The sequence below is a fragment of the Alloyangia pacifica genome (assembly GCF_020524285.1).
Lineage (GTDB): Bacteria > Pseudomonadota > Alphaproteobacteria > Rhodobacterales > Rhodobacteraceae > Salipiger > Salipiger pacificus_B.
The window spans coordinates 9,419-30,519 of record NZ_JAIVKX010000019.1; the positions used below are offsets into that span (position 1 = coordinate 9,419).

The window sequence follows — 21,101 nt, forward strand, 5'->3', positions numbered from 1 at the left end:
CATTTCGTCACGCAGGCGCCAGTAATGGTGCTACATGCTTGAAGCGGTTCGCGGTGATTTTCAATAGGCATGTTATTACTTTGGGTCGAGTACAACGCGGAATGCAAAACACTGAAGTCGACATGATGGACGCCCTTGTCCCTTGTCAAAAGCTCGCCGCTCAGTTGCGCAGGGATGTCCATGATCTGGGGGCAGTGCCGGCATCTCGGGCAATCGCAGGGCTGAAAGCAGCCGCCATGGCCGATGGCTTCTCGGAGGCGGCAGCAAAGCTGCAGGCACAGGTTGTCGTGTCAGTGCTGATCGCGTGTGGTGATCTTGGCTCGGGCAAATCGTACGGTGACACGGTCTTGGTGAAACGGCGATCGGTGTCGGTGCTGTTTCAGGGGGATCGCTGCATCCTCTTTGGGGGCGATCCGTCTCAAGGTGAAACTCATGGCCTGTTGCGGGCAACGGATGTTGTGCCTGCTGATGTTACCAGTTTCCTGGACTGGGCCGGCGAGCTTTCAAATGAGGACATTGTTGGTATCTGGCAAATTCTGGACGCGGGTGTCTGGTCGTTGGACGCAATTTTGTCGGACGGAGCGGCGCGCGCCCTCTGCCTTGCAGGCGTCGTGCCTGAAGGCCTTATTCCCGAAGAGGCATCTGTTTGGCTCAGGGAGAACTTTCCTTTGCCGCGGAAAGAGGGGAATGCTGCAGATCCATCGCAAACCGCGGTGATCGAGCGCCCCGCAAGCGCACGGCAGATCGTCACCGCCGGGCCGGGCAGTGGCAAAACGCACACCGCCACGGAACGTGTCATCCATCTTGTGAAACAGGGTGTGCCGCCCGCTGGAATTCGCCTCATCACATTTACCCGCGTCGCGGCTGGAGAGGTGGGCCGTCGCATCTCGCATGCCCTGGCTGAACATACCTACTCCGGTGGCGTCATATGCGGGACGATTGACTCCCTCGCGTGGAACTTGGTGACCACGCTTGGGAATGCGCCTTCCGGTGGACACGAGCGGATTATCCAAGTTGCTCGAAAGTCGATCGCCGGCGGCGAGCAGGCGATGCTGGATTTGCTTGCAGGTATTTCCCATCTGGTGATCGACGAAGCACAGGACATCGTTGGAGAGCGGCATATGTTTTGCCGCGCATTGATCGATGCGCTGCCAACGAGCGTTGGCGTCACGGTGTTGGGTGACGGAGCACAGGCGATCTACGGATCGTGGGCGGGTGACAAAGGAGGCGGAGGCTCACTTCATGCCGAGCTCAAACGCGGCAACGGTTGGGAAGACCGTTCCCTGACGGCAAACCATCGGACGAAATCGGACGGCTTGAGGAGGTTCTTTGCGCAAGCGCGTGCACTGTTGGATGTCGATGGTGATCCTCGTTCGATCTATCTCGAAATTCGGGAAATGCTCGAAGATGTTGCGACCGACCCGAGCGTAAGTCTGACCGGACCGGTTTTCCCATGGCGGGATGACAGCCTGATCCTATTCCGGGGCCGCGCCGCAACCGAGGCGGCGTCAGTTCGGCTTACGCGCGCTGCGCGCGCGCACCGACTAAAACTTGCGGGTCAAACCACCGTTTGTGATCCTTTGGTGGGCGCGATCTGTGCAGGTCTTGGTGCCGGGGCCGCAATCCGGCTTGAGCACGTCCGGCGGCGACTTGCAGACCTTCATCCTGCGCCGTTTGGTCTGATCGAAGAGGACGTGCTTTCTGACCTTCAGTCCCTCGGGAGTGGACCAACTGCTCGTGTTCAGGACATCGCGGAAGCTGTAGAGCGGGAGCCGATGCGACACACACGCGATCATGTCGGCACCGCAGGTCCGTTGCTTGGTTCCATTCATGGTGCGAAGGGACGGGAAGCATCGAACGTGCTTCTTATGCTGCCGCCAGTTCCGACCGGCGATGATGTCGATTGGCGAGAGGAAGCTCGCGTTCTGTTCGTCGGGGCGACGAGAGCATCAGCACACCTGTATCTGGGCAGGGCACTGTCTGGAATTGTTCGGCCTGGAAAAAATGGCGGTAGATGGATGCGCGGAAACGGTGGAGGACTACTTCTTTCCGGATCAGACGGTTTGCGGCCCCTCGCCGGGATCGCTCCGGCCTTGGCAGTTTGGGAGGCCGCATTCCGGCAGCCGAGTTGTGGGTTCCGGCGCAGTGAAACAGATGACGGGGCTCCTTGGCATCTTTTCACGGACAGTGGTGAGCCGCTGGCGCAAGTCGATAGCCCGCTGGCCGCTAACCTCGACTACATCGAGTCTGCCCGGGGCGGCCTCGCGGTCGGCACGTTGCGCGTCGTCGGGGCCACGACCGTAGTTGACCGTCGGAGCGATGGCAAAATTCAATCGGTGACCCTGCTGCCGGTGCTTCAGGGCGTCGCGCGAGGCGCCGAGAACGAGGACAATCAAGATGACCAGTAACGACGCGGATGTCGCGCGCCAGCGTATGATCGAACGCCTCAGGCAGGATCTCATGGGTCCCTTGGCTGATGATGAGGTTCTGCACGACAGCCCATCGGAAATCTACATGACAGGTATTCTGTTCGCCCAGAAGAATCCTCAGGGCGTGGGTGAGACGGAGGGCGCGGTTCTTGTTTCCGACGAGGAGGACGATGCAGCCTCCCGGGTGCCGCCGGATACCTTCCGCCCGAGCTCGGCGGGATTGTCGTTTGCCGTACGCTCGAACGATGGCGAAAACGTCTTGCTCAACGTGGATGTTTCGGCGGCCCGGTATGAGGTCCGACCCCGTGCCACCTCAGACGACGGGCGCCCACGCTTTGACTGGATACGCAAACCGCTGAGCGCTCGTACCTCCATCGAGTTGCCTGGTGATCGCGATGGGGCATACGATGTGCCGGGTATTCCGGATCTGGCGCTCTGGTTGCGTACGCGCAAACATGGCGACCTTTATCTCGTGACGATTATTCTTCTGAACAGGAACGTGACGCCAGAGAAGCCCGAACCCGGATTACGGGATGCCGGTAATCTGCATCAGGTTGGCTTCTGCGTCGACGCTGATTCAGATTTTGGCGTCATAGTGCCCCGTCCAGATCCCATGCAGCGAATGCCCGATGAAGACCGCGCTACGGCCGCGCTGCTTTATCGCGACTCTCCCGACTATGGCGCCGGGCATACCTGCTCCATTCGCAGTGAGCAAATGCCGGATGGAACGGTTCGCCTCTCGACCGAGTGGCTGCCCTCAAAGCTGGTCAGATCGCCGGGGCCGCTGGGTGATCCGGAGCATTTTGCGAAACTCGTCGCGACAAAGCTTGAGGGGGCCCTCGGCTCCGAGTGGCTGTCTATCGCGCCCTCTGGCGATGTTTGCGTGGCACTCGATGACCTCTGCGCGTGCTACGACGAATGGATTTCTGCTCGAAATGCTGAGGTTGCTGCACTGCCATCTGGGCTACAGGATACGGCGCGGCGACATCTGACTGAGTGTCGCAAAGCATCCGGCAGGATGAGAGAGGGTGTGGCTCTTCTTCGGAAGGATGGTCCCGAACTCATCGCTTTCCGGCTCGCCAATCGCGCTCTCTGGCAGCAGAACGAATGGAAGCGTAAGCGAAACTCCAAGATTGCCCCATTGGTCTGGCGCCCGTTTCAGATGGCCTTCGTGCTGCTGTGCATGGCGTCGACAGGGGACAGGGATCACACTGATCGTGGTGTGATGGATTTGCTCTGGTTTCCCACAGGGGGGGGCAAGACCGAGGCCTACCTGCTGCTGACGGCGTACACGATTTTCCTGCGCCGTCAGCAAGGTGGGCCAGAAACGGAAGGTGTGACCGTTCTGATGCGCTACACGCTGCGCCTTTTGACGGCGCAGCAATTCCAGCGGGCAGCGGCGATGATCCTTGCCTGTGATCTGCTGCGGACCGGAGACTGCGACTGCCCCGGCATCGACATACCTTCGTCACTCGCGAAAGGCGCGCCAATTTCCATCGGGCTCTGGGTCGGGAGGGACACGACTCCGAACTGGGTTGTCGAAACGGAAAAGACTGGCTCACCTGCACAGATCGAGCACTGCCCGGATTGCGGTTCGCACCTTGAATGGGACATCGCGTCCACCGGTGACCGGATCCATGCATGCTGCCGTGATACCGGATGCAAATCAGGGCAGGCGCGCAACCACTTTCCTTTCTGGACGGTCGACGAAGACATCTACCGCGAACTTCCGACACTGCTCCTGGGCACTGCGGACAAATTCGTTCAGATTGTCACAAAGAAGGAAACCGGTCGCCTGTTCGGGCTTGGCGATGCCGGTCGGTTACCGCCTGACCTGATCATTCAGGATGAACTTCATCTCATCTCCGGGCCATTGGGCAGCATGGCGGGCCTTTTCGAAACCGCAATCGACGCACTGTGCACCCGGGACGGACGGCGCCCGAAGGTGATCGGCTCCACTGCAACGATCAGGCGCGCAGCGGATCAGGTGCTGAACCTGTTCGATCGCTCCGTCATGCAATTCCCTCCACCGGGATTGCACCATGCCAATTCCGGCTTTGCCTGTGTCGAGCAGGACAGCCCGGGTCGGCTGTATCTGGGCGTCACAACGGCGGGTCGCACCGGTAGCTACATTTATCAGGCGATTGCATCATCTCTTCTCCAAGGCGCTGCTGATCAGTCGTTTTCCGGTGCAGAGGAAGATTACTACTGGACGCTTGTCGGTTACTTCAATTCGCTGCGCGAACTCGGGAGTGCCTCGATCATCATGCAGGACGACGTCACGCATGGGATCGAACTGGTTTCGGCACGACGGCACGAGCAGCCGCGTCATCTTCATCCGCCGACTGAACTGACAAGCCGAGTTAAGTCGGACGAGATCCGCGAAAAGCTCCTGGAACTGGATGCAACGCGCGACAGCGACGGGGCGGCAGACGTCGTTCTGGCATCAAACATGATCTCGGTCGGTCTCGACGTCGGGCGTCTGGGCCTCATGCTCGTCAATGGCCAGCCAAAGACCATCGCTGAATACATCCAAGCAACAAGCCGCGTTGGTCGCGGTCGCGTTCCCGGACTTGTCGTCACGCTCTATAATGCGAGCAAGTCCCGGGACCGAAGCCGTTATGAGACCTTCCCGACTTGGCATGGCGCTCTCTATCGGGATGTCGAGGCAACCGGAGTGACGCCCTTCGCACCGAGGGCGCGGGACAAGGCACTCCATGCCCCGTTCGTTGCAATGGTGCGGCATCTGGTGCCGGGCATGCTGGACTCGCCAGCTGTGGCGGCGAGCCACGAGGCGAAGCTGAACACACTGATCGATGTGATATGTCAGCGGATCTCCAACGTAGACCCGGGTGAGGCTGATGCTGCCCGTCGCGAACTTGGGGAATTCATGATGCGCTGGCTTCGCCGCGGCGCGCTGCCAAAATACTGGGACAACTGGTCGGACAACGCTCTGCTGATTTCAGCGGATGCACAGGCGACATCCAATGCCTCCGGCTTCTCCAAAGGTCTCGCACGGGCCACTCCAGGAACGCTGCGCGCTGTCGAGCCTTCGACAGAATTCGTCATCAAAGAAATTGCGTCGTCGGACGTTGAGGAAATCCAATGAGCAAGAATGTCGGCAGCATCCGCCGCAGCCAGATCATCTCGACCTTCGGTCCGGGGGCGATCGTCGATTTCCGTCTACCGGGAAGCGGAGCACTGCTTTCAGGTGTCATGCAAGGTTTGGAGGCGTGGGAGGCCTACACGAAAGGCGGTTTCAAGCAGGATGTGGTACGCGAACCGCGACTTGAAGCGCTCTTGGGAGTCGACCATTTTCGGGCGCCCCCAGTCGGGACCTATCTGAAGGACGGTCAGACCAGAGATCGAGTGCTTCCGATAGAACGTTTTCCGGATTGGCTTTCATGTCCAGAGTGCCACGTCATCAACCGTTCACAGCATTGGGCACCGTCGCGAAACGGCGACAGTCTGCATTGCGGTCAATGTCGTGGGAAGCCTGCCGTGGTACCCGTGCGCTTTGTTGCCATTTGCGAGAATGGGCATCTCGATGATTTCCCTTGGGCTTCCTGGTTGACGCACGAGGCCAGGTGTTCCCGGCCGATCCTGGCTTTGAAGACGGTCGGCGCGGGTATTGGGGGACTGCTACTGACCTGCAAGTCCTGCGATGCCGCGCGTACGATGGCCGAGGCATTCTCGCCCAAGGGCATTCCGAAACACAGATGCGGCGGCGGCAGGCCTTGGCTTGGTGGTCGCCAGTTGGGATGCGAAGCTCCGCCGCGGATCACGCAGCGCGGCGCGAGCAATGTCTATTTCTCGATCGAGCAAAGCGCGATTACCCTTCCTGACTGGAAGGTGACCTTCAAAGAGAAGATTTCTGACTTCGTGGACACGCTCGATTTCTTTGATGATAAGGATACGCTTGTCGCTTTTATTGCGAAGAAAATCCTACCGACTTGGGACGGTGCTGAGAGTGCAGAAGAAATCGCCTGTCTTTACAGGGAGATGAAGGAAGATAACTCGGGAGCCGAAGGAGACCTGCGGTTGGACGAGTTCCGGATGCTGCTGACGGATACTTCTGCGTCGGACGAAAGCGCGATGACCCTGCTGAACCGTCAGCAACCTGTGCCAGCCCCATTGTCAGGGATGATCACTTGGATTTCGTCGGTGGAACGTCTTCGGGAAGTGCGTGCCCTGACCGGATTCACGAGGCTGAAGGCGCAGGTCGGTGGCAAGCCGGATCCGGTGCCGCTGTCTCGATCTGGATTGTCATGGTTGCCAGCCGTTGCCATGCATGGGGAAGGTATCTTCCTGTCGTTGGATCTCGACGCTGTTTCAGAGTGGGAGAGCCGGACGGATGTTGTCGAACATCTTGCCGGCTTGATCCAGACACACATTGAGACCGCTCGTGCTGAAGGAAAACAGGTGGATGGTGCGCCGCTACAACTCAATGCCCGGTACATGCTAATCCATACTTTGGCGCACGCACTGATCGCTCGCCTGTCTCTCGACAGTGGGTATTCCTCGAGCGCCTTGCGTGAGCGCCTTTATGTCGGGCCGGATATGGCTGGATTGCTTATCTACACCTCAACGCCCGATGCGGATGGAACGATGGGCGGGCTTTCACGGCAGGCCCGACCGACCCGCATGGAGCAACTGGTCCTACAGGCGCTGGCGGACCATGAACTTTGCTCCGCTGATCCGCTTTGTTCCGAAGGGATGGCGCGGAGTGGCTCGAACGGAAATCACGCAGCGTGCCATAACTGTGTCTTCCTTCCGGAAACCAGCTGCGAGGCTTGGAATGGCTTTCTTGACCGGAGCTTGTTGAGTGCCGGACCGCTTTCGTTTTTCAAAAATCTGGTCGAATGAATAAGCTGATCGAGCATTGACCTCCTGCCGCCGGTCTTCCGGTCAGCGGAGAGTCAATGCACGCGGCGCCAGCCGGCAGAAATCTTGATGCGGACGGGGCCATCGTCGGCTGGTTCGTCGGGTTCCTGCGGTGCTTTGACGACGTTGATCTGGTAGCGGGTCGCGCCGTCTTCTTTGGATATTTCGAAAGAGTCGCCCTCCTTTGCGCCTTCGACCCTGAAGAACTTTGTCAGGTGCGTGATCCGGTATTCATTCCGTGTCCCTTTCGGCTTGTGGAAGCGGTTGTTGTAATAGACGTAACGCAGGCGAAGTTCGCGCCCATCGGGGGTTACGCAAATAATCCACTCGCTCGGATTGTATTCGTTGGGGTCCAAGTGCGGGAGAAATGCCAGAAGCTCGCTGTCGCCCTTCGGGATGAGGATGCCGCCCATGTGGGCACCCGTTGAACCGACGTCATTGGCGCTAAGGGTCTTCAGGAATTTCTTCATCGGGACTTTCCGTTGGGAGTCATTTGGAGTGCCCGGGTCAGATCTTCGGCGTCACGGATCGCTACAGGCACGGTTTCGTTTGCGAGTTCACTTTTCCACGCCGAACGTTCGATCATAACTTGTTCGACCGTATCCGCGTAGAAGAGGCGGTAGATGGTGACCGGCTCGGTCTGGCCGCGGCGATGCGCACGGGCACTGGCCTGTGCCTCAAGTGCCGGATTCCATAGGGGCGTGAAGTGGATGACGATTCTCGCGGCGGTGATGTTCAGGCCTGCACCTGCAGCGCGCGGGTTGAGCACGAGGCAGGCTGGGCCATCTATGGACGAGAATTCATCGACGATGGCTTGGCGCTCCTGCTGAGCTGTGCTGCCGTTGATGGCACCCCACCATGCGTCAGGCAGGTCATGACCGGCTTCCTTCAAGAGGTCTCCGAGCCTATTGAAGGAAGCAAAGACGAGCACTTTGCGCCGGTTGATGAATACTTCGCGCAATAGCGCAACGGCCCGCTCCATCTTCGGCGTCATCAGTGGTACGGTATCGCTTTTCACCACGTCGGCATTTTCGTCGCCTTGCGCGTCGTCTGCGCTCCTGAGCCATGGGTGGGCACAGAACAGTTGCAACTGCAGCGTTGCAACCAGCGCCCCGGCCACCGGATATTTCTCGAGGGTCGTCTGTCTGACCAATTCGTATTGCCGGGCAAGCTCGTCATCGAGCGAGAGCGGCAGCTCAACATCGATCCGTTCGGGCAGGTCGCCTGCCACATCAACGACCCGCCGTTTCAGGATGACAGGGTCGGTCAGCTGTGCCAGCCGATGAGCGGCTTCCACAGTGTCAGGATATTCAACCTCGAAGACGCTCCGTTGGCCTAACATACCCGGGACCGCCAGATCGATCAGCGACCAGAGGTCGAGAAGAGTGTTCTCGACCGGTGTTCCTGTCATGGGGATAGCACAGCGCCGCGGTATGGTGGCCAGTGCCTGACGACGGTTGGACTCCGGGTTCTTGACTGCTTGCGCTTCGTCACAGATCACCCAAGACCATTCCAAGGACGAGAGCAAGGCGATGTCGTTTACCATGGTGTCGTAGGTCGTGATGACGACGGAGGAGACCTGCAGGTCGCGGAAAATGCCGGCCCGATACGCACCTCGATGCACCAAAATGGTGAGCGACGGTGCAAAGCGGCGGACCTCGCGGACCCAGTTGGCAATCAGGCTTGTCGGGCAGACGATGAGCGCCGGTGCAGTGTCCGGAGGCGGATCCATCATCAGGAGCGCGATAATTTGCAGGGTTTTCCCAAGGCCCATTTCATCCGCGAGGATCAGGCCGCCGGTCCGCTTGGCGGTCTGCCACATCCACTGGACGCCTCGGGCCTGATAGGGAAACAGCTTCGCGTCCAGGCCGGGGATGGACATTTCCGAGCCAAGACCGTCCGCCGCAACCGTGCCAGGTCGAAATACTTCTTGGTCGGCCTCGACTTGTATCAGATCGTTCAGTTCCCGGGTGAGCCTCACGCCCAAGGCAAACGGGATATCCTGCGGATCGGCTCCTTCGAGGACTTCGGCCACCAGATCGGGCGTATCTTGGGGCAGAGGCCTGATCGTTTTGCCATCGAGCACCCAGGCGTGGCGGGGTGAGGGAGCCTCGATGAAGCTTTGGGTGCCACGCAGCATCCGAAGGCCACCCAGCCGTGCGGCAAGGCGCACGGGGCCATTGCCGATCCGGAGGGCTGGATCGAGGACCCGCTCAGAAACGCTGAACCGGTCGCCAAATTCTGCGACAACCTCATCGAACGTGATGGGCATGTCGGTCGGTGTGCTCACAGGACACCAGCCTTGCCCATCGGGTCGGCCATCAATTCGAGAAGTTCCTCCAACGACCAGGGTTCGGGACGGCGCGTGTGCACGGCGCGATGACAATTCGGGCAGAGGGGCGCGAGGTCGCGTGCCGGGTCATAGGGGCGCGGTTCTTTCAGTAGCGAAAGAGGTTCGAGATGGTGAACCTCGATGATGCTGCCTGCCGCGCCGTATGTCTCGCGCGGATCAAGGCCGCAGCAGGCGCAGGTTTCACCGTGCAGCCTGATACACAGGAGCCGGTTGCGGGGGTTACGTTCCCGGCGTCTGACGGTCGAGACGAGTTCTGCCCCTTCGTATTCCGGCACGCCGCCATTATCGTCCTCATCAATGACGTCGTATCCGATCAGTTCGGCCATGGCAGCCATCATGGGCACGATCGTGTCGCGGCTGACTTCTGTCAGGGCGACCTCGGGGTCACGCGGAAGGTTGCGGATCGTGGCCGTCATCCTGAAGTCTCCGGAAGTAATCTTCCAGTCGGCCATGTCCTGCCCTTGGATTTCGACCTCGACAGAGCTGTCGATGGATGAGACGAGGGCCCGCGCCAGGCGGACATCTTCGGACCCAGCATTGGCGATCCGCCGCACGACCTCACCCGCAAATGCGCCAAAACCCAGCGTTACAGCGAAACCCTTCAGACCGTATGGACGCAGCTCGGCTACGGGGCCGTGCCGCTCCTCGATGTCCGCAAACCAGATCCGCAGCCCGGTCCGCGATTTCGATCCGTCGACAGCCATGCTGATCGCCGCGCCGGTTCCGGCCTCCAGTTCTTCACGGATGAGGATTTGGCGGGCTGACAGCATCTCAGTCTTCGTCAACCTCGGTCAGTTCCACCGACGTAGGATCTGGAAGGTTGCGGAGCAGCTTCTTGAGGTTGGAAGATATCTCCTCGCGAATGTCCTCGAACACCGGCTCCAGTTCGGGATCGGTGTTGTTCTGTTCCGCCATCGCGAAGGCGTAGAGGAGCAGGTCCATGCCCTCAACGGCATATCCGCTGGCTGCAGCGCGCTGGTAAATCTTCTGATAGAAGTCATGATGCTTGTTCAGAAGAACGCCCGGCACATGATCCGAAACGCCAGGGCTGCGGTACGCCGGCTCGAATAGGTGCCCACTGGTGATGGTCGTAACTGCCTCGACGTAGATCGAATCCGGATTGACGTGATCTTGGACGGGCACCTTGATCCGGATCTTGACACCACGCCGGTTGTTGACCTCCACGGTTTGGCGCGCCGGGTCTGTGCAGGCCACTTGCGGTTTTGCAACGTTCGCCGTTGCCGCGATGTTCTTGTTTGAACTCCCGTGGTCGACCGTCGCCTTCTTGTTGGAATCGTCGCGGGTGATGCGGCGATACCTGTTTCCGGCTTCACGGTAGACAGGTTGCAGGAGGCCGCGAAGTCCGTCTTCAAGTTCCGGATGGAACAGGATGCGAGATTTTTTCACGTCGATACGGAAGGCTTCGTCCAATTCATGGGTGAAGTCGAATTCGATACGCAGGAGTGAAGTATGGGGTTCGGGTGCGCCAAACACGTCCAGCCAGCCACCATCCTGAATGAGGCGCCCCTCGCGATAGACATAAAAGCCCTGCGCCCGGTTCGAAATGCGCGCGAATTCGGCTTCTTCTTCCTTTGTCATGTCGCGGCGGTGAGGCAGAATCCACGCCTTTATCCCGGCTTCGGCTTCGCTGCCATCAGGCAGTTCAACAAGGATCCGCTGCTTCGATTCTGCAAGCACCTGATCGGAGCGAGTCGGATAGAATGGGTTCCACGCAGGAACATCGGCGCCGTTGATCCGGATGGCAACGTGCCGTTCGCGTTCGTCAGATGTATCGAGAAACCGGTGAAAGACCAGCGCGACGTGCTTTCCCAAGGTTTCGGCCAGCCGTTTAATTGCGGCTTTTTCTTTCGAGCCTGGGTCGTAATCCTTGGACAGGATACGGTCGCAGTTTTCCCAGACGACGAGCGTCCCGGTCTCGCCACAAAGTTCCTCGAACATATCAGCCTGATCGGGCGTCACCGGATCATCGAGCATTTCCCAGATGTTCTGTGCCTCGACATGTTCGAGATCCCAGGTCAGCTTGGCCAGTTCCTGGTCGGGCGACTTCCTCGAAATCAGGCTGTAACGCTTACAGACCGAACTCGAAGCTGTTTTCAGCCCCAAGCCAAATTTCCCGAGGCTCTTGGCGTCCGACCGCTTGTCAGCACCATAGCGCATCGCATTGCGGACCTCATGGCGGGTCATGCCCTGACCATCATCACCGAAATAGACGATCTTCCGCCCATCGTGCATCAACTCGATGTTGATGTTCACCGCATTGGCTCCGGCCGCGATTGAGTTATCGATGATGTCGGCTGCCGCGGTCTTGACGTTGTAACCGGTGTCACGAAGCCCGACGATGAGGCGTGCGGCATTCGGATCGTTGATGAGGTCGTGCATACTCGTTCTCTTTCAGGTCACTACTGAGCGTCGATGCGATCCGTTGGAGGAAAGAAATCCCGCTCCGAAATATTGCCTGCATAATCGGACCCAGCCAGCCAATCTGCAACCTCAGTTGTTAAGGGAACCTCTGGCACACGTCGAGTTGCACATTCCCATACTGTCAAAACGCGCCAACCCGATTCCATCAGTTTTGCTTGGACTTCAGCATCACGGACTTGATTGCGCCTAATCTTTGCCAGCCAAAATTCTGTGTTCGTCTTTGGAACCTTGAAAAAACTACAGCCTTCGTGGCCGTGCCAGAAACATCCATGGACGAATATCACTGATTGGTATTTTGGCAGAACGATGTCCGGTTTTCCTGGTAAGTCCTTTCGATGCAGACGATACCGAAAACCGAACTTATGCAAGCCTTTGCGTATTACAAGTTCCGGTTTCGTGTTCTTGCTTCCAATACCAGCCATCATGGCGGATCGGGTCATTGGTTTCTTCTCAGGCACGCAGTCCCCGTTTTGGACGCAGTGCCACTGTATTGGTTAACCAAGGGGCCATTGCGTCTGCAATTGCGATGGCGACGGGTGCCGCTACGGCATTTCCGAACTGACGATATGCTTGAGTATCAGATACAACAATATTCCACGGATGGTTTGAACCTTGTCTGTCAAATCCCATCAGTCTTGCGCATTCCCTCGGCGTCAGTCGTCGAGGCGTGCCGCAATTTTGCGCGATCAGGATCTCACTCCCGTCCTTATAGTAACGCGCGCTCAATGTTCGGGAGACATTGTGTGGCTCGCAAAGTCCAAAGCCGAAACCGTTTCCTGCAGCTTTATGCTTTGCAGCATAATTCTGGAGATATTCCCACAATTTTGGGGTGAGCGTGTACTTGTCGGCAACCCTGGCGAGGGCGCCTGTGGTGTAGGGCTTTTCAACAGTCTCCGACCCGTCCTGTGGATGGAGAATGTCTGCCAAGGTCGGCGTGGGCCCATCGGGCAGGATTACATCGTCCAGAGAAAACGCGACTGGCATGTCACGCCGGAAGCCAACGATGAAAATACGCTCACGGTGTTGCGGAACCCAGTGACGTGCATCGATCACCTTGTGGTCGACGTCGTAGCCGAGTTCGTCGAGGGCATGCATGATAACCCGGAAAGTGTTTCCCTTGTCGTGGGACAGCAGATTTTTGACGTTTTCCAGAAGGAAGGCCTTCGGCTTGTGATGTCGAAGTATACGGACTACGTCGAAGAACAGCGTACCCTGGGTCTCGTCCGCGAACCCGTGGGCACGGCCCAACGAATTCTTCTTCGACACCCCGGCAATGGAAAACGGCTGGCAGGGGAAACCGGCGAGCAGGACATCATGAGCGGGAATGTCACGCTCATCGACCTTCGTGATGTCACCGTTGATTTCATGACCGTCATCGAAGTTGGCTCTGTAGGTCTGCTGTGAGAACTTGTTCCACTCGCTCGTGAATACGCACCTGCCGCCGATGGCCTCAAAACCAATACGCAGGCCACCGATCCCTGCGAACAGGTCGATGAATGAAAAACCGCGCGAAATGCTGGTCATGCGACCCCTCCGAAAGAATGTGCCAGATACGAAAACCTGGGCTGCAGAACTCAGACGCTACTACCTGTAGCTCAGCTTGGCGACTAAGAAAACGTCTACGGTCCAAGCTGCGGTGACATCGTGAAGGATGAATTCGACGTACAAACGGAGCGATCATAATTGCCACTTGGGAAACGTTTAGTTGATCTCTGTCGGCTCATGTCCCGCTCTGATCAGCTTCGCTTGGACTGCCGACGGCGCAGAAGACATGGGGGATAGTGCGTGGCCATACCCTCAAAGGAGCCCTTCTTCCCGACGTGCTATGGCTCGGAATACACAAGCGGCACCGCCATGGAAGGGGCCGAGAACTGCTCATCGATGAGCTGGGCTTCGTGCCTCTGTCAAGAACCGGAGCCGAGCTACTCTTCAGAGATGATCTCGCAACGCTACGAGCGGGGCCGGGGCGCCACGCTCATCACCACCAGCACCTGCCGTTCGACGAGTGGACCGAGACCTTCGGAACAGAGCGCCTGACCGGCGCTCTCCTCGACTGCCTTACCCACCACGTCAAAAACCTCAGGGTGCATGGCGAGAGCTACAGGCTCGCCAAAAGCCTGGTTCGAAACTCCGGTCGTACCCCATAGAAAACCGCGACGCGCTTGAGTCCGCCGCTTGGGCTACGCCCTCCCGGCGGGCTCAAGCGCGCAATAAGGTGGTCTGCTTTTGCGCCGCCCCGTGGCCGGTTTTTGCTCCGCCATTGCCAGCTCATCGATCGCCGCCCCGACCTTGCGGTTGTCGATCGCGGCTACTGTGGTCATGGCGTAACCAGAACGCGTGTCCTGATCTCCGGAATGCGCCACGGGATGACCGAGCCGCTGAAGGCCCAACGCCGAAGGCGAAGAGCAATCCAGCCGGAAATCGGTCACATGAAGATGGATAGTCGCCTTGCACGCTGCCCGCTCAAGGGGGGCGCCAGCGATGCCATCTTCGCCGTCCTGTGTGGCTGCGGGCACAATTTCCGCAAGCTCCTGGCCTACCTGAGAACCCTCTTGCTCATTTGCCTCGCGTGGCTGGAGGGCCTGCTCGGGGGATGTACCGCCCGGAACACGCGTTAGCAGGCATTCATCGCCGGCGCATAGCCTTGCTCAAGTTCGGCTAAATCGATGTCTTGTGTGACGTGCTTACCGAAAATTTCCTCAATATCGGTAAGTTTCTCATTGTGGCCCTCGCTCGGGATCGCTCGAAACAGAGGAACAAACCGAATTATGCAGTTTGGTTGTTTGTACCGATGTCCTCCTCATGAAGGACACGATCAACCATCCAACCGCACTACCACGGCTCTTGAGTGAAGGGCGAACCCCCGAACAGTGGGTCGCAATTTTTGCGATGCACGGACGGGTGATTTCGGCGCGTTCTCTCGCCGAGAAAGCCAACCGTATCGGAGGCTTCCCGCGGATTGGTCGCGATCTGATCCTTCTCCCTGAACACATTGATAAAATCTTCATGGAGGAAGCATGCCGCTCGAGCCATACAAAAGAGGAAAAGTGTATTGGGCCAAAGGCACCGTTGAATTCAACGGGCGCGCGGTCTCCAAATATATCAGAGAGAGCACTCGCTCATCTACAATCTCAGGCGCATACGACTGGATCAAAGAAAGGACGGAGAGCGAACTAAAGCGGCATCACTTCGGTGAAATACTCCCGCCGTTGACCGTTGCTGAAGCCGCCACTTTCGTACTGACTGACGCTCAGAGTGCGAGGTACCTAATTCAAATTGTCGAAAAGGCGGGTGATGTGTGTATAGATGAAATTAATCGCGCCCGTATCGTTAAGATATGCCGAGAAATTCTTCCTAAAGCATCCACGGATACTTGGAAAAGGTGGATAGTGGTCCCACTGCAGCAGCTCGCGAATGCAGGTTGTGAGGAGAATCGCTGTCAGCCGTTGCATTTTAAAGGTTTCACGTCTGCTGAGCGCCAAAAGCAAGACGAGTTCCGAGGGAAACAGAGTCGACAGAAAAAGCTCCCAGGGTCTTGGAAGTGGTTGAGGGAATTCGAAAAAGCGGCTCCACACAACGTCTATGTACTTGCTCGCTTCATGTTCGAGACAGCTGCAAGGATTGGCCAAGCAACGGAGCTTGGACCTTGCCATCTTTCTGATATCTCCAAGAATATTGTGAAGATCCCCGCTGCCAAAGGCCATGCTGAAGTTGAGCTCGTGATTTCACCTGAGCTTGCGAAATTGCTTGCGGAGTTGGAGCCTCGTGTCCCGAGAGGTTGGAAACGGTCTAAAGACAACCTCAGGGTGTTTGGCTATGCCTCGAAAGATGGCCCGCGAAAGGCATGGAACAGTGCATGTTCACGAGCTGGTATTGTTAGGCTGGTTCCGCACGGTGCTGGCCGGCACGGCTTCGCAACGGAAATGTTTGTGAGGCAGGGAGTGGATGTGAAGACGTGTACTGAATACGGGCGTTGGAAAGATGACAAGCTCTTCTTGGAAACGTACGCACACGCTGAAGACACAGAGCGAAAAATCATGCAGGCTATCCGTACAGGGCGAGAACAGTAATACTAAGCGTGGTCAGTAAGTTACTGACCACGTTATTTTTTCTCTCGGACGCTCGCTGCCCTCCGAAGGCAGAGGCCATAGGTTCGAATCCTATCGGGTGCGCCACCTTCCTCAAAAATCGCATGTTTTAACTGGTTTCAGCGCGATAGTTGGAACCGGTTTCGGATGAGTTGGAACTTTCTGTTCCCTCTATGGTCCTGCGAAGGTCAGCGCTCTTGCTGTAGCGAGTTGCCTCACCCTCGGTTTCGTGCCCCAGAACTGCCATCCGCTGTTCGGCGCTCGCGCCATTCTCCTTGAACACGCTTGCCCGGTGCTTCCGGATGCCGTGGGCCGACAGGCGCGGCAGTCCGGCGTCGTCGCATGCCCGGCTGAACCACTGCGCCGCAGCCTTGTGCGAGCGCACCCGCCCGGCGCGTGTCACCATGTAGGTCATGTGCTTCTGTGGCTGCGCGGCGATGGCCCGTGCTAGGTCCTCTGAGTGTTCGAACCAAGCCGGCGCATCGGCACCCATTGGGCAGGAGGCCATGCTTCCGGACTTCTTCCTGGTGTATGTCAGCCAACCATCGCGGATCATTCCCGGCCCGAGAACGCACGCGTCACCGATGCTCGCACAGGTCCGGTGCATCAGCTCGAACGCGAGGCGCTGAGCAGTGCTCGGCGCCCAGTGCTTCCGGAATGCCGCGACATCCTCGCGCGTCCAAGGCGTATGTCCCTCGGTTCTCGGTGTCGCGCGTGGCCGGACCTTCTCCGCGGGGTCGTCATCAATCAGGCCAGCATCAACGCACCAGCTGCAGAACGCGCGCCAGACCTTCCGTCGGTTGTTGGCAGGATGGGGCTCGAAGCGTGCGAGGTCCTTGCGGATGTGGCGCGTCTCGAGGTCGGCCAGCATCGAACGTCCCCAAGTGTCCTCCATTTCGGTCAGAAAGCGCAGCCAGACGCCGCGTGTGGACGTGGCGCGCGATAGGAAGCGGTCGGAGGCCCTGAAGGCCCTCAGAGCGGCTCCTATCGTGCCGGTGCGCGGTTCAGGCTTGGACTTGATCGGCTCACCCGCAAGCGCGACATAGGCCGCTAGAAAGCCCGGGTGATCAATCGGCAGGTCGGGCATCGGCGTGCCCTTCTGCCCCTTGGGCCGAAAGTAGAAGCGGGGGTTCCCGCTGCGGAACGTGCCGGACCGGTTCAGGTGTTTCAATCGAGCACCCCGTCGCATGTGTTTTCTCCGATTTCCGAATTCTGTGAGGCTACCGCGCCGGGTTCCTGTGGGACAAGGCGGATGGTTCCGCGTCGTGGGCAGACCTCGACAATCCACCCGAACTCGGAAGCCACCTCGGCGGCGCGGCGTAGCTCAGCTGCGGTGAAGACAGGGGCGCCCATGACTACAACTCTCCGTCGAAAAACGGCAGCGCGCAAAGGCGAATGCGCGAAATGTCATCGGCCACTTTGTTGTCACACACACAACGCCTTGTGCGGTCTGTCTCTAGCTGTTGATGTCCACAGAAACCTCGGCAACTGCGGGTTGAATGCGTCTCGACTGTGGCCGCAACTTGTCGCAGCGTGGCCGAGGTCCGTGAGTGGACTGACGCGCCTGGAGAGGCTTCGGAACAGAACACTGGAATTTTCCCCGTGTCGAGGCGGAGGGCAAACGTTTGAAGACAGTGATTTTGCATTACCAGTTGCCCCGGTTTGGAGTTTATGTCCCCATTCCGGGGCTTTTGGTGGGCGACGACACTCACGCTGCGGCCTCCTTCATCGCAACCAGGTGAGCGCAGTTCGAGCGCACCAGCGCCTCGGCGAGCGGCGGGCAGACGCTGTTCCCGACGCAGGAGACCTGCAGGTCTTTCGGGAAGGCCTCGAACTCCCACTCACCGCCCCGCTCGTGACAGACGCCCTCGATCACGTAGTCGGGCGGGAAGCCCTGCGCGTTGAAGAGTTCGCGCGGGGTGAGCATCCGCATGCCCACGTCGACGATGACGAAGGACGTGCCGCCGATCTCGACGGTGACGAACTCGCGGTCATCCCAGAGGCCGTGCCGGCGCAGCAGTTCGGCCACCTGGCGGGCTCGGGGCGCGTGCGCCTCGTCGAAGGGCGGGGCCGCAAGCTCGGCCTGCATGGGCACGATCCGGTCCTTGGTGGTGATCGTGTGCATGGGCTCTGTCGCGGGCGCGCCGTCGCCGGTGCCGTAGTATTTCGCCAGCCACGCCGCGACCGGGCTCTGGGTGAAGCCCTTGCCGACGATGGTCGATAGCGGCGCGGTGGCGTGGTGGCCGACGAGGCCGGTGTTCTGCTGAGCGAGGTAGGCCGCGACCGGGTAATGCTTCACGCCGCCCGCTACGACCGTGTTCAGCGGCGCGGTGATGTCGAGGGCGCGGGGCGCTTGGCCCTGCCGCTCGCCGTTCCCGACGTGCACCATCGTCGCGGCGATCATGCTGTTCTGGTCTTTCTTGCTGGCGCAGATGGTGTGGTGCGGATCCTCGATTGACCGGCAGCGGCCGCCCTGCTGCGCGTAGGTCAGCACGGGCGCCACGACGGCGCTGTGGTTGCCTTCGGCGCAGATGGTGGGGGAGGCTGCGCTACGAGGCCCATACGGCGCGTCGTGCCCTTCAGGCTGGCCAGCAGGGGTGCGAGCATGCCGAGGGGCGCAGCACCGCCCGGGCGCTTGAGGTAGCTGTTCGCGGTGATCGTCGGGAGCGGCGCGTCAATGTCGCTGCCGGTCGCGCCGGTCATGAACTTGGCGATGGAAGGGGCGACGAGTGCTGTCTTGCCGCCGCCTCCGGCCACGATCGTCGGAGCCGGGGCCCCGATGTCAGCGGCGACTGACGCGCCGAAGTGGCGCATCAGGGTCGGCGCCACAACGGCGTGTGAGATGCCGCCGGCGGTCACCACGCCGTGCGGCTCGGTCAGCGGGTATTCCCGGCGGCCACCGCTGTCGCCATGGGCGATGTTCACCAGCGACGGGGTTACCAGTGCCTTCTCGCCGCGGTTCGCGCCGGTCACGGTGCGCAGCGGATCGTCCAGATCCTCGGTTCGCGCACCATGGGTCAGGTTGACCAGAAAGGGCCGCTCGGCGTCCAGCACGTAGCGGCGCAGCCCCTTAGCGACCCGGGCGAGGGTGTTGTCTGCCAGCGGGCGCACGGCGCGCAGTCCATGCTTAGCCATGATCGCGGCCTTGCTGTCGAAAATGCTCGGGCAGGGCAGCGACCAGTCGATGCATTCCGCCGCGGTGCGCCACGGCTGCAGCTTGCCCGCCTTCACCTCGTCCGAATCCGGCGCGCCGTGCGTCGGCTCTGGCCAGACGATGCGCTGGCCGTCGAAGCGGATGGCGACGAAGAGCCGCTTGCGGATGGTCGGGGCGCCGTAGTCGCAGGCCTTCAGCTCGCGACGCTCGATCTTACCGCCGAGCTTGCGGATCGCCTTGCACCAGGCGGCGAAGGTCTCGCCCTTGCGTGCCGGGCAGGGCATCAAGCCGCGCTCGGTCTCGATCAGCGGGCCCCAGCCGGCGAACTCCTCGACGTTCTCCATCAGCACCACGTCGACGCGCCCGCCGCTCTTCTGGATGCGATCGATCCAGCCGGGGATGATCCAAGCGAGATCGCGGATGTTCCGCGCTACGGGCTTGCCGCCCTTGGCCTTGCTGAAGTGCTTGCAGTCCGGGCTGAACCACATCAGGCCGATGTGCTTGCCTGCGAGATGGTCGAGCGGATCGACGCGATAGACGTTCTCGGACAAGTGCAGCGTCTCGGGGTGGTTCGCCGCGTGCAGCGCCAGCGCCGCCGGGTTGTGGTTGATCGCGATGTCGGGCCCGCGGCCAAGCGCCATCTCGATGCCAGTGCTAGCCCCGCCGCCGCCGGCGAAGCTGTCTACGATCAGCGGCAGGCCGGTGAGGGCGCGGTCGGGCAGCTCGGGGAAATCGAAGGTGTCGCGCATCAGTAGGCCTCCGCCGCTTTCGCGGCCTTGCTCAGGCTGCGGATGCTGTCCTCGGCCACGCTGGCGATGGCCGCGAACACGATGCCGACGGGGCTGTCGCGTAGGGCTCGGGCTTCTTGGTGCGCGCGATCGCGGACGTCGCTGAGCATGTCGATTTCGGCCATGGCCGAGCGATTGCCTTCGGCCTCGACCTGGTCGGCGTGGAATGGGTCCAGCATCACAGCCACCCCGCCAGATAGGCCGCAGCGGCGCGGATCGCGGCGGCAAGCAGGTCGAGGCCGTTCCAGATTATCCACACGCCGCCGGTGACGACTGTTGCGGCGATGAGCAGCGCTGCCCACCAGCCTTCCTGGAGGCCCGCGTCGGCGGGTTTCTCGGCGCTGAGTCGGTCACGCAGGCCGTTGCCTTCGTATTCCTGCTCGCGGGTAAGGGGCGGAAGGTCGGCGGACTTGCGGTGCGCGCGTTCGCTTGTCATGTGGCTGTAGGTGTCCATCAGTCCATCCCCAGCGCGGCTTTGTACATTTCGAGCACCGCCTCTTCCTCGGCGACGTCGTCCTTGTCGCGCTTCCGGAGGGCGATCACCTTGCGCAGGACCTTGGTGTCGTAGCCTCGGCCCTTGGCCTCGGCCATCACCTCCTTCTGCTGGTCGGCGATCTCTTTCTTCTCGATCTCCAGGCGCTCGAAGCGCTCGATGAACTGCTTCACTTCACCGGCGGCGACGCCATAGGCGCCATCAGAAACCGCTTTGTCCTCGGCGGTCTCCTTCATGGGGGTGCGCTTGCGCGACGCCGCGCGAGCCATGCCGGCGCCAGCGGTGTCCACCTGAAATTCGGCATCTTGGGGCATCAGCATGCTCAGTCCTCTTGGGAATGTGGCCCCTCGCCGCGTTCGTCTTGGGGGCAGACGATCCATGCTGGGTCGCGGCGAGGGGATGCGGGCCTCATGCCCGGCATTCGTTGTGTCGGCCCCATGGCGGGCGGCATCCGGCGCGCAGGCCTGTGA

At 60.0% G+C, this 21,101-nt stretch carries 17 protein-coding genes, 1 tRNA gene and 1 pseudogene; 7 read left to right on the forward strand and 12 right to left on the reverse strand.

What is annotated here, in order from left to right; all coding sequences use genetic code 11:
• The first annotated feature begins 101 nt into the window (after positions 1 to 101).
• Genes LC039_RS22290 through drmB form a run of 3 tightly spaced genes read left to right on the forward strand, consistent with a single transcriptional unit; the run spans position 102 to position 7,295 of the window.
• Positions 102 to 2,408 (forward strand): UvrD-helicase domain-containing protein, encoded by a 2,307-nt coding sequence (locus LC039_RS22290; protein ID WP_226628373.1) that lies wholly within the window; start codon positions 102 to 104, stop codon positions 2,406 to 2,408.
• Entirely contained in the window at positions 2,398 to 5,538 is a 3,141-nt protein-coding gene (locus LC039_RS22295; protein ID WP_226628374.1) for a helicase-related protein, read from the forward strand. The genes LC039_RS22290 and LC039_RS22295 overlap by 11 nt, the downstream gene beginning before the upstream one ends.
• Entirely contained in the window at positions 5,535 to 7,295 is a 1,761-nt protein-coding gene (gene drmB, locus LC039_RS22300; RefSeq protein ID WP_226628376.1) for a DUF1998 domain-containing protein, read from the forward strand. Before LC039_RS22295 ends, drmB begins: the two co-directional genes overlap by 4 nt.
• Before the next feature lie 53 nt (positions 7,296 to 7,348).
• On the opposite strand, the gene LC039_RS22305 is transcribed toward drmB, so the two are convergent.
• The 6 genes from LC039_RS22305 to dcm are packed head-to-tail and all read right to left on the reverse strand — an operon-like array spanning position 7,349 to position 13,632.
• Entirely contained in the window at positions 7,349 to 7,783 is a 435-nt protein-coding gene (locus LC039_RS22305) for an EcoRII N-terminal effector-binding domain-containing protein (RefSeq protein WP_226628377.1), read from the reverse strand.
• Positions 7,780 to 9,585, reverse strand: coding sequence for a DEAD/DEAH box helicase (locus LC039_RS22310; protein WP_226628379.1), 1,806 nt, complete (start codon positions 9,583 to 9,585; stop codon positions 7,780 to 7,782). Before LC039_RS22310 ends, LC039_RS22305 begins: the two co-directional genes overlap by 4 nt.
• Positions 9,586 to 9,599: 14 nt before the next feature.
• Complete coding sequence (locus LC039_RS22315; protein ID WP_226628381.1) at positions 9,600 to 10,436, reverse strand: HNH endonuclease; 837 nt, start codon at positions 10,434 to 10,436, stop codon at positions 9,600 to 9,602.
• Between the two features lies 1 nt (position 10,437).
• On the reverse strand, positions 10,438 to 12,066 hold the full coding sequence (locus tag LC039_RS22320) for an ATP-binding protein (RefSeq protein WP_226628383.1): 1,629 nt from the start codon (positions 12,064 to 12,066) through the stop codon (positions 10,438 to 10,440).
• A gap of 20 nt (positions 12,067 to 12,086) precedes the next feature.
• Positions 12,087 to 12,548, reverse strand: a complete 462-nt coding sequence (locus tag LC039_RS22325; RefSeq protein ID WP_226628385.1) for a very short patch repair endonuclease — start codon at positions 12,546 to 12,548, stop codon at positions 12,087 to 12,089.
• Positions 12,549 to 12,558: 10 nt separating this feature from the next.
• On the reverse strand, positions 12,559 to 13,632 hold the full coding sequence (dcm, locus tag LC039_RS22330; RefSeq protein WP_319003741.1) for a DNA (cytosine-5-)-methyltransferase: 1,074 nt from the start codon (positions 13,630 to 13,632) through the stop codon (positions 12,559 to 12,561).
• Between the two features lie 371 nt (positions 13,633 to 14,003).
• Here dcm and LC039_RS22335 point away from each other — a divergent pair, with 371 nt between their 5' ends.
• The 4 genes and pseudogenes from LC039_RS22335 (at position 14,004) to LC039_RS22350 (ending at position 16,283) form a co-directional block, all read left to right on the forward strand.
• Positions 14,004 to 14,255 (forward strand): ATP-binding protein, encoded by a 252-nt coding sequence (locus LC039_RS22335; protein WP_413463855.1) that lies wholly within the window; start codon positions 14,004 to 14,006, stop codon positions 14,253 to 14,255.
• A 120-nt stretch (positions 14,256 to 14,375) separates the two neighbouring features.
• Positions 14,376 to 14,726, forward strand: a pseudogene (locus tag LC039_RS22340) (IS5/IS1182 family transposase); the annotation flags it as partial.
• A 399-nt stretch (positions 14,727 to 15,125) separates the two neighbouring features.
• Positions 15,126 to 16,178, forward strand: coding sequence for a tyrosine-type recombinase/integrase (locus tag LC039_RS22345; protein ID WP_226628386.1), 1,053 nt, complete (start codon positions 15,126 to 15,128; stop codon positions 16,176 to 16,178).
• Positions 16,166 to 16,283 (forward strand) — tRNA-Arg (locus LC039_RS22350). The genes LC039_RS22345 and LC039_RS22350 overlap by 13 nt, the downstream gene beginning before the upstream one ends.
• A 22-nt stretch (positions 16,284 to 16,305) precedes the next feature.
• Here LC039_RS22350 and LC039_RS22355 read toward each other — a convergent pair.
• The 6 genes from LC039_RS22355 to LC039_RS22380 form a co-directional block, all read right to left on the reverse strand.
• On the reverse strand, positions 16,306 to 17,367 hold the full coding sequence (locus tag LC039_RS22355) for a tyrosine-type recombinase/integrase (protein WP_226628388.1): 1,062 nt from the start codon (positions 17,365 to 17,367) through the stop codon (positions 16,306 to 16,308).
• 537 nt (positions 17,368 to 17,904) lie between these two features.
• A complete protein-coding gene (locus LC039_RS27000; protein ID WP_226628390.1) occupies positions 17,905 to 18,699 on the reverse strand; it encodes a DNA cytosine methyltransferase in 795 nt (264 codons plus the stop codon).
• A complete protein-coding gene (locus LC039_RS22365) occupies positions 18,684 to 20,099 on the reverse strand; it encodes a DNA cytosine methyltransferase (protein ID WP_226628392.1) in 1,416 nt (471 codons plus the stop codon). Before LC039_RS22365 ends, LC039_RS27000 begins: the two co-directional genes overlap by 16 nt.
• Complete coding sequence (locus LC039_RS22370) at positions 20,099 to 20,317, reverse strand: hypothetical protein (RefSeq protein ID WP_226628393.1); 219 nt, start codon at positions 20,315 to 20,317, stop codon at positions 20,099 to 20,101. The genes LC039_RS22365 and LC039_RS22370 overlap by 1 nt, the downstream gene beginning before the upstream one ends.
• On the reverse strand, positions 20,317 to 20,592 hold the full coding sequence (locus LC039_RS22375; RefSeq protein WP_226628394.1) for a hypothetical protein: 276 nt from the start codon (positions 20,590 to 20,592) through the stop codon (positions 20,317 to 20,319). Before LC039_RS22375 ends, LC039_RS22370 begins: the two co-directional genes overlap by 1 nt.
• On the reverse strand, positions 20,592 to 20,867 hold the full coding sequence (locus LC039_RS22380) for a DUF2312 domain-containing protein (RefSeq protein ID WP_226628585.1): 276 nt from the start codon (positions 20,865 to 20,867) through the stop codon (positions 20,592 to 20,594). The genes LC039_RS22375 and LC039_RS22380 overlap by 1 nt, the downstream gene beginning before the upstream one ends.
• Positions 20,868 to 21,101 lie beyond the last annotated feature (234 nt).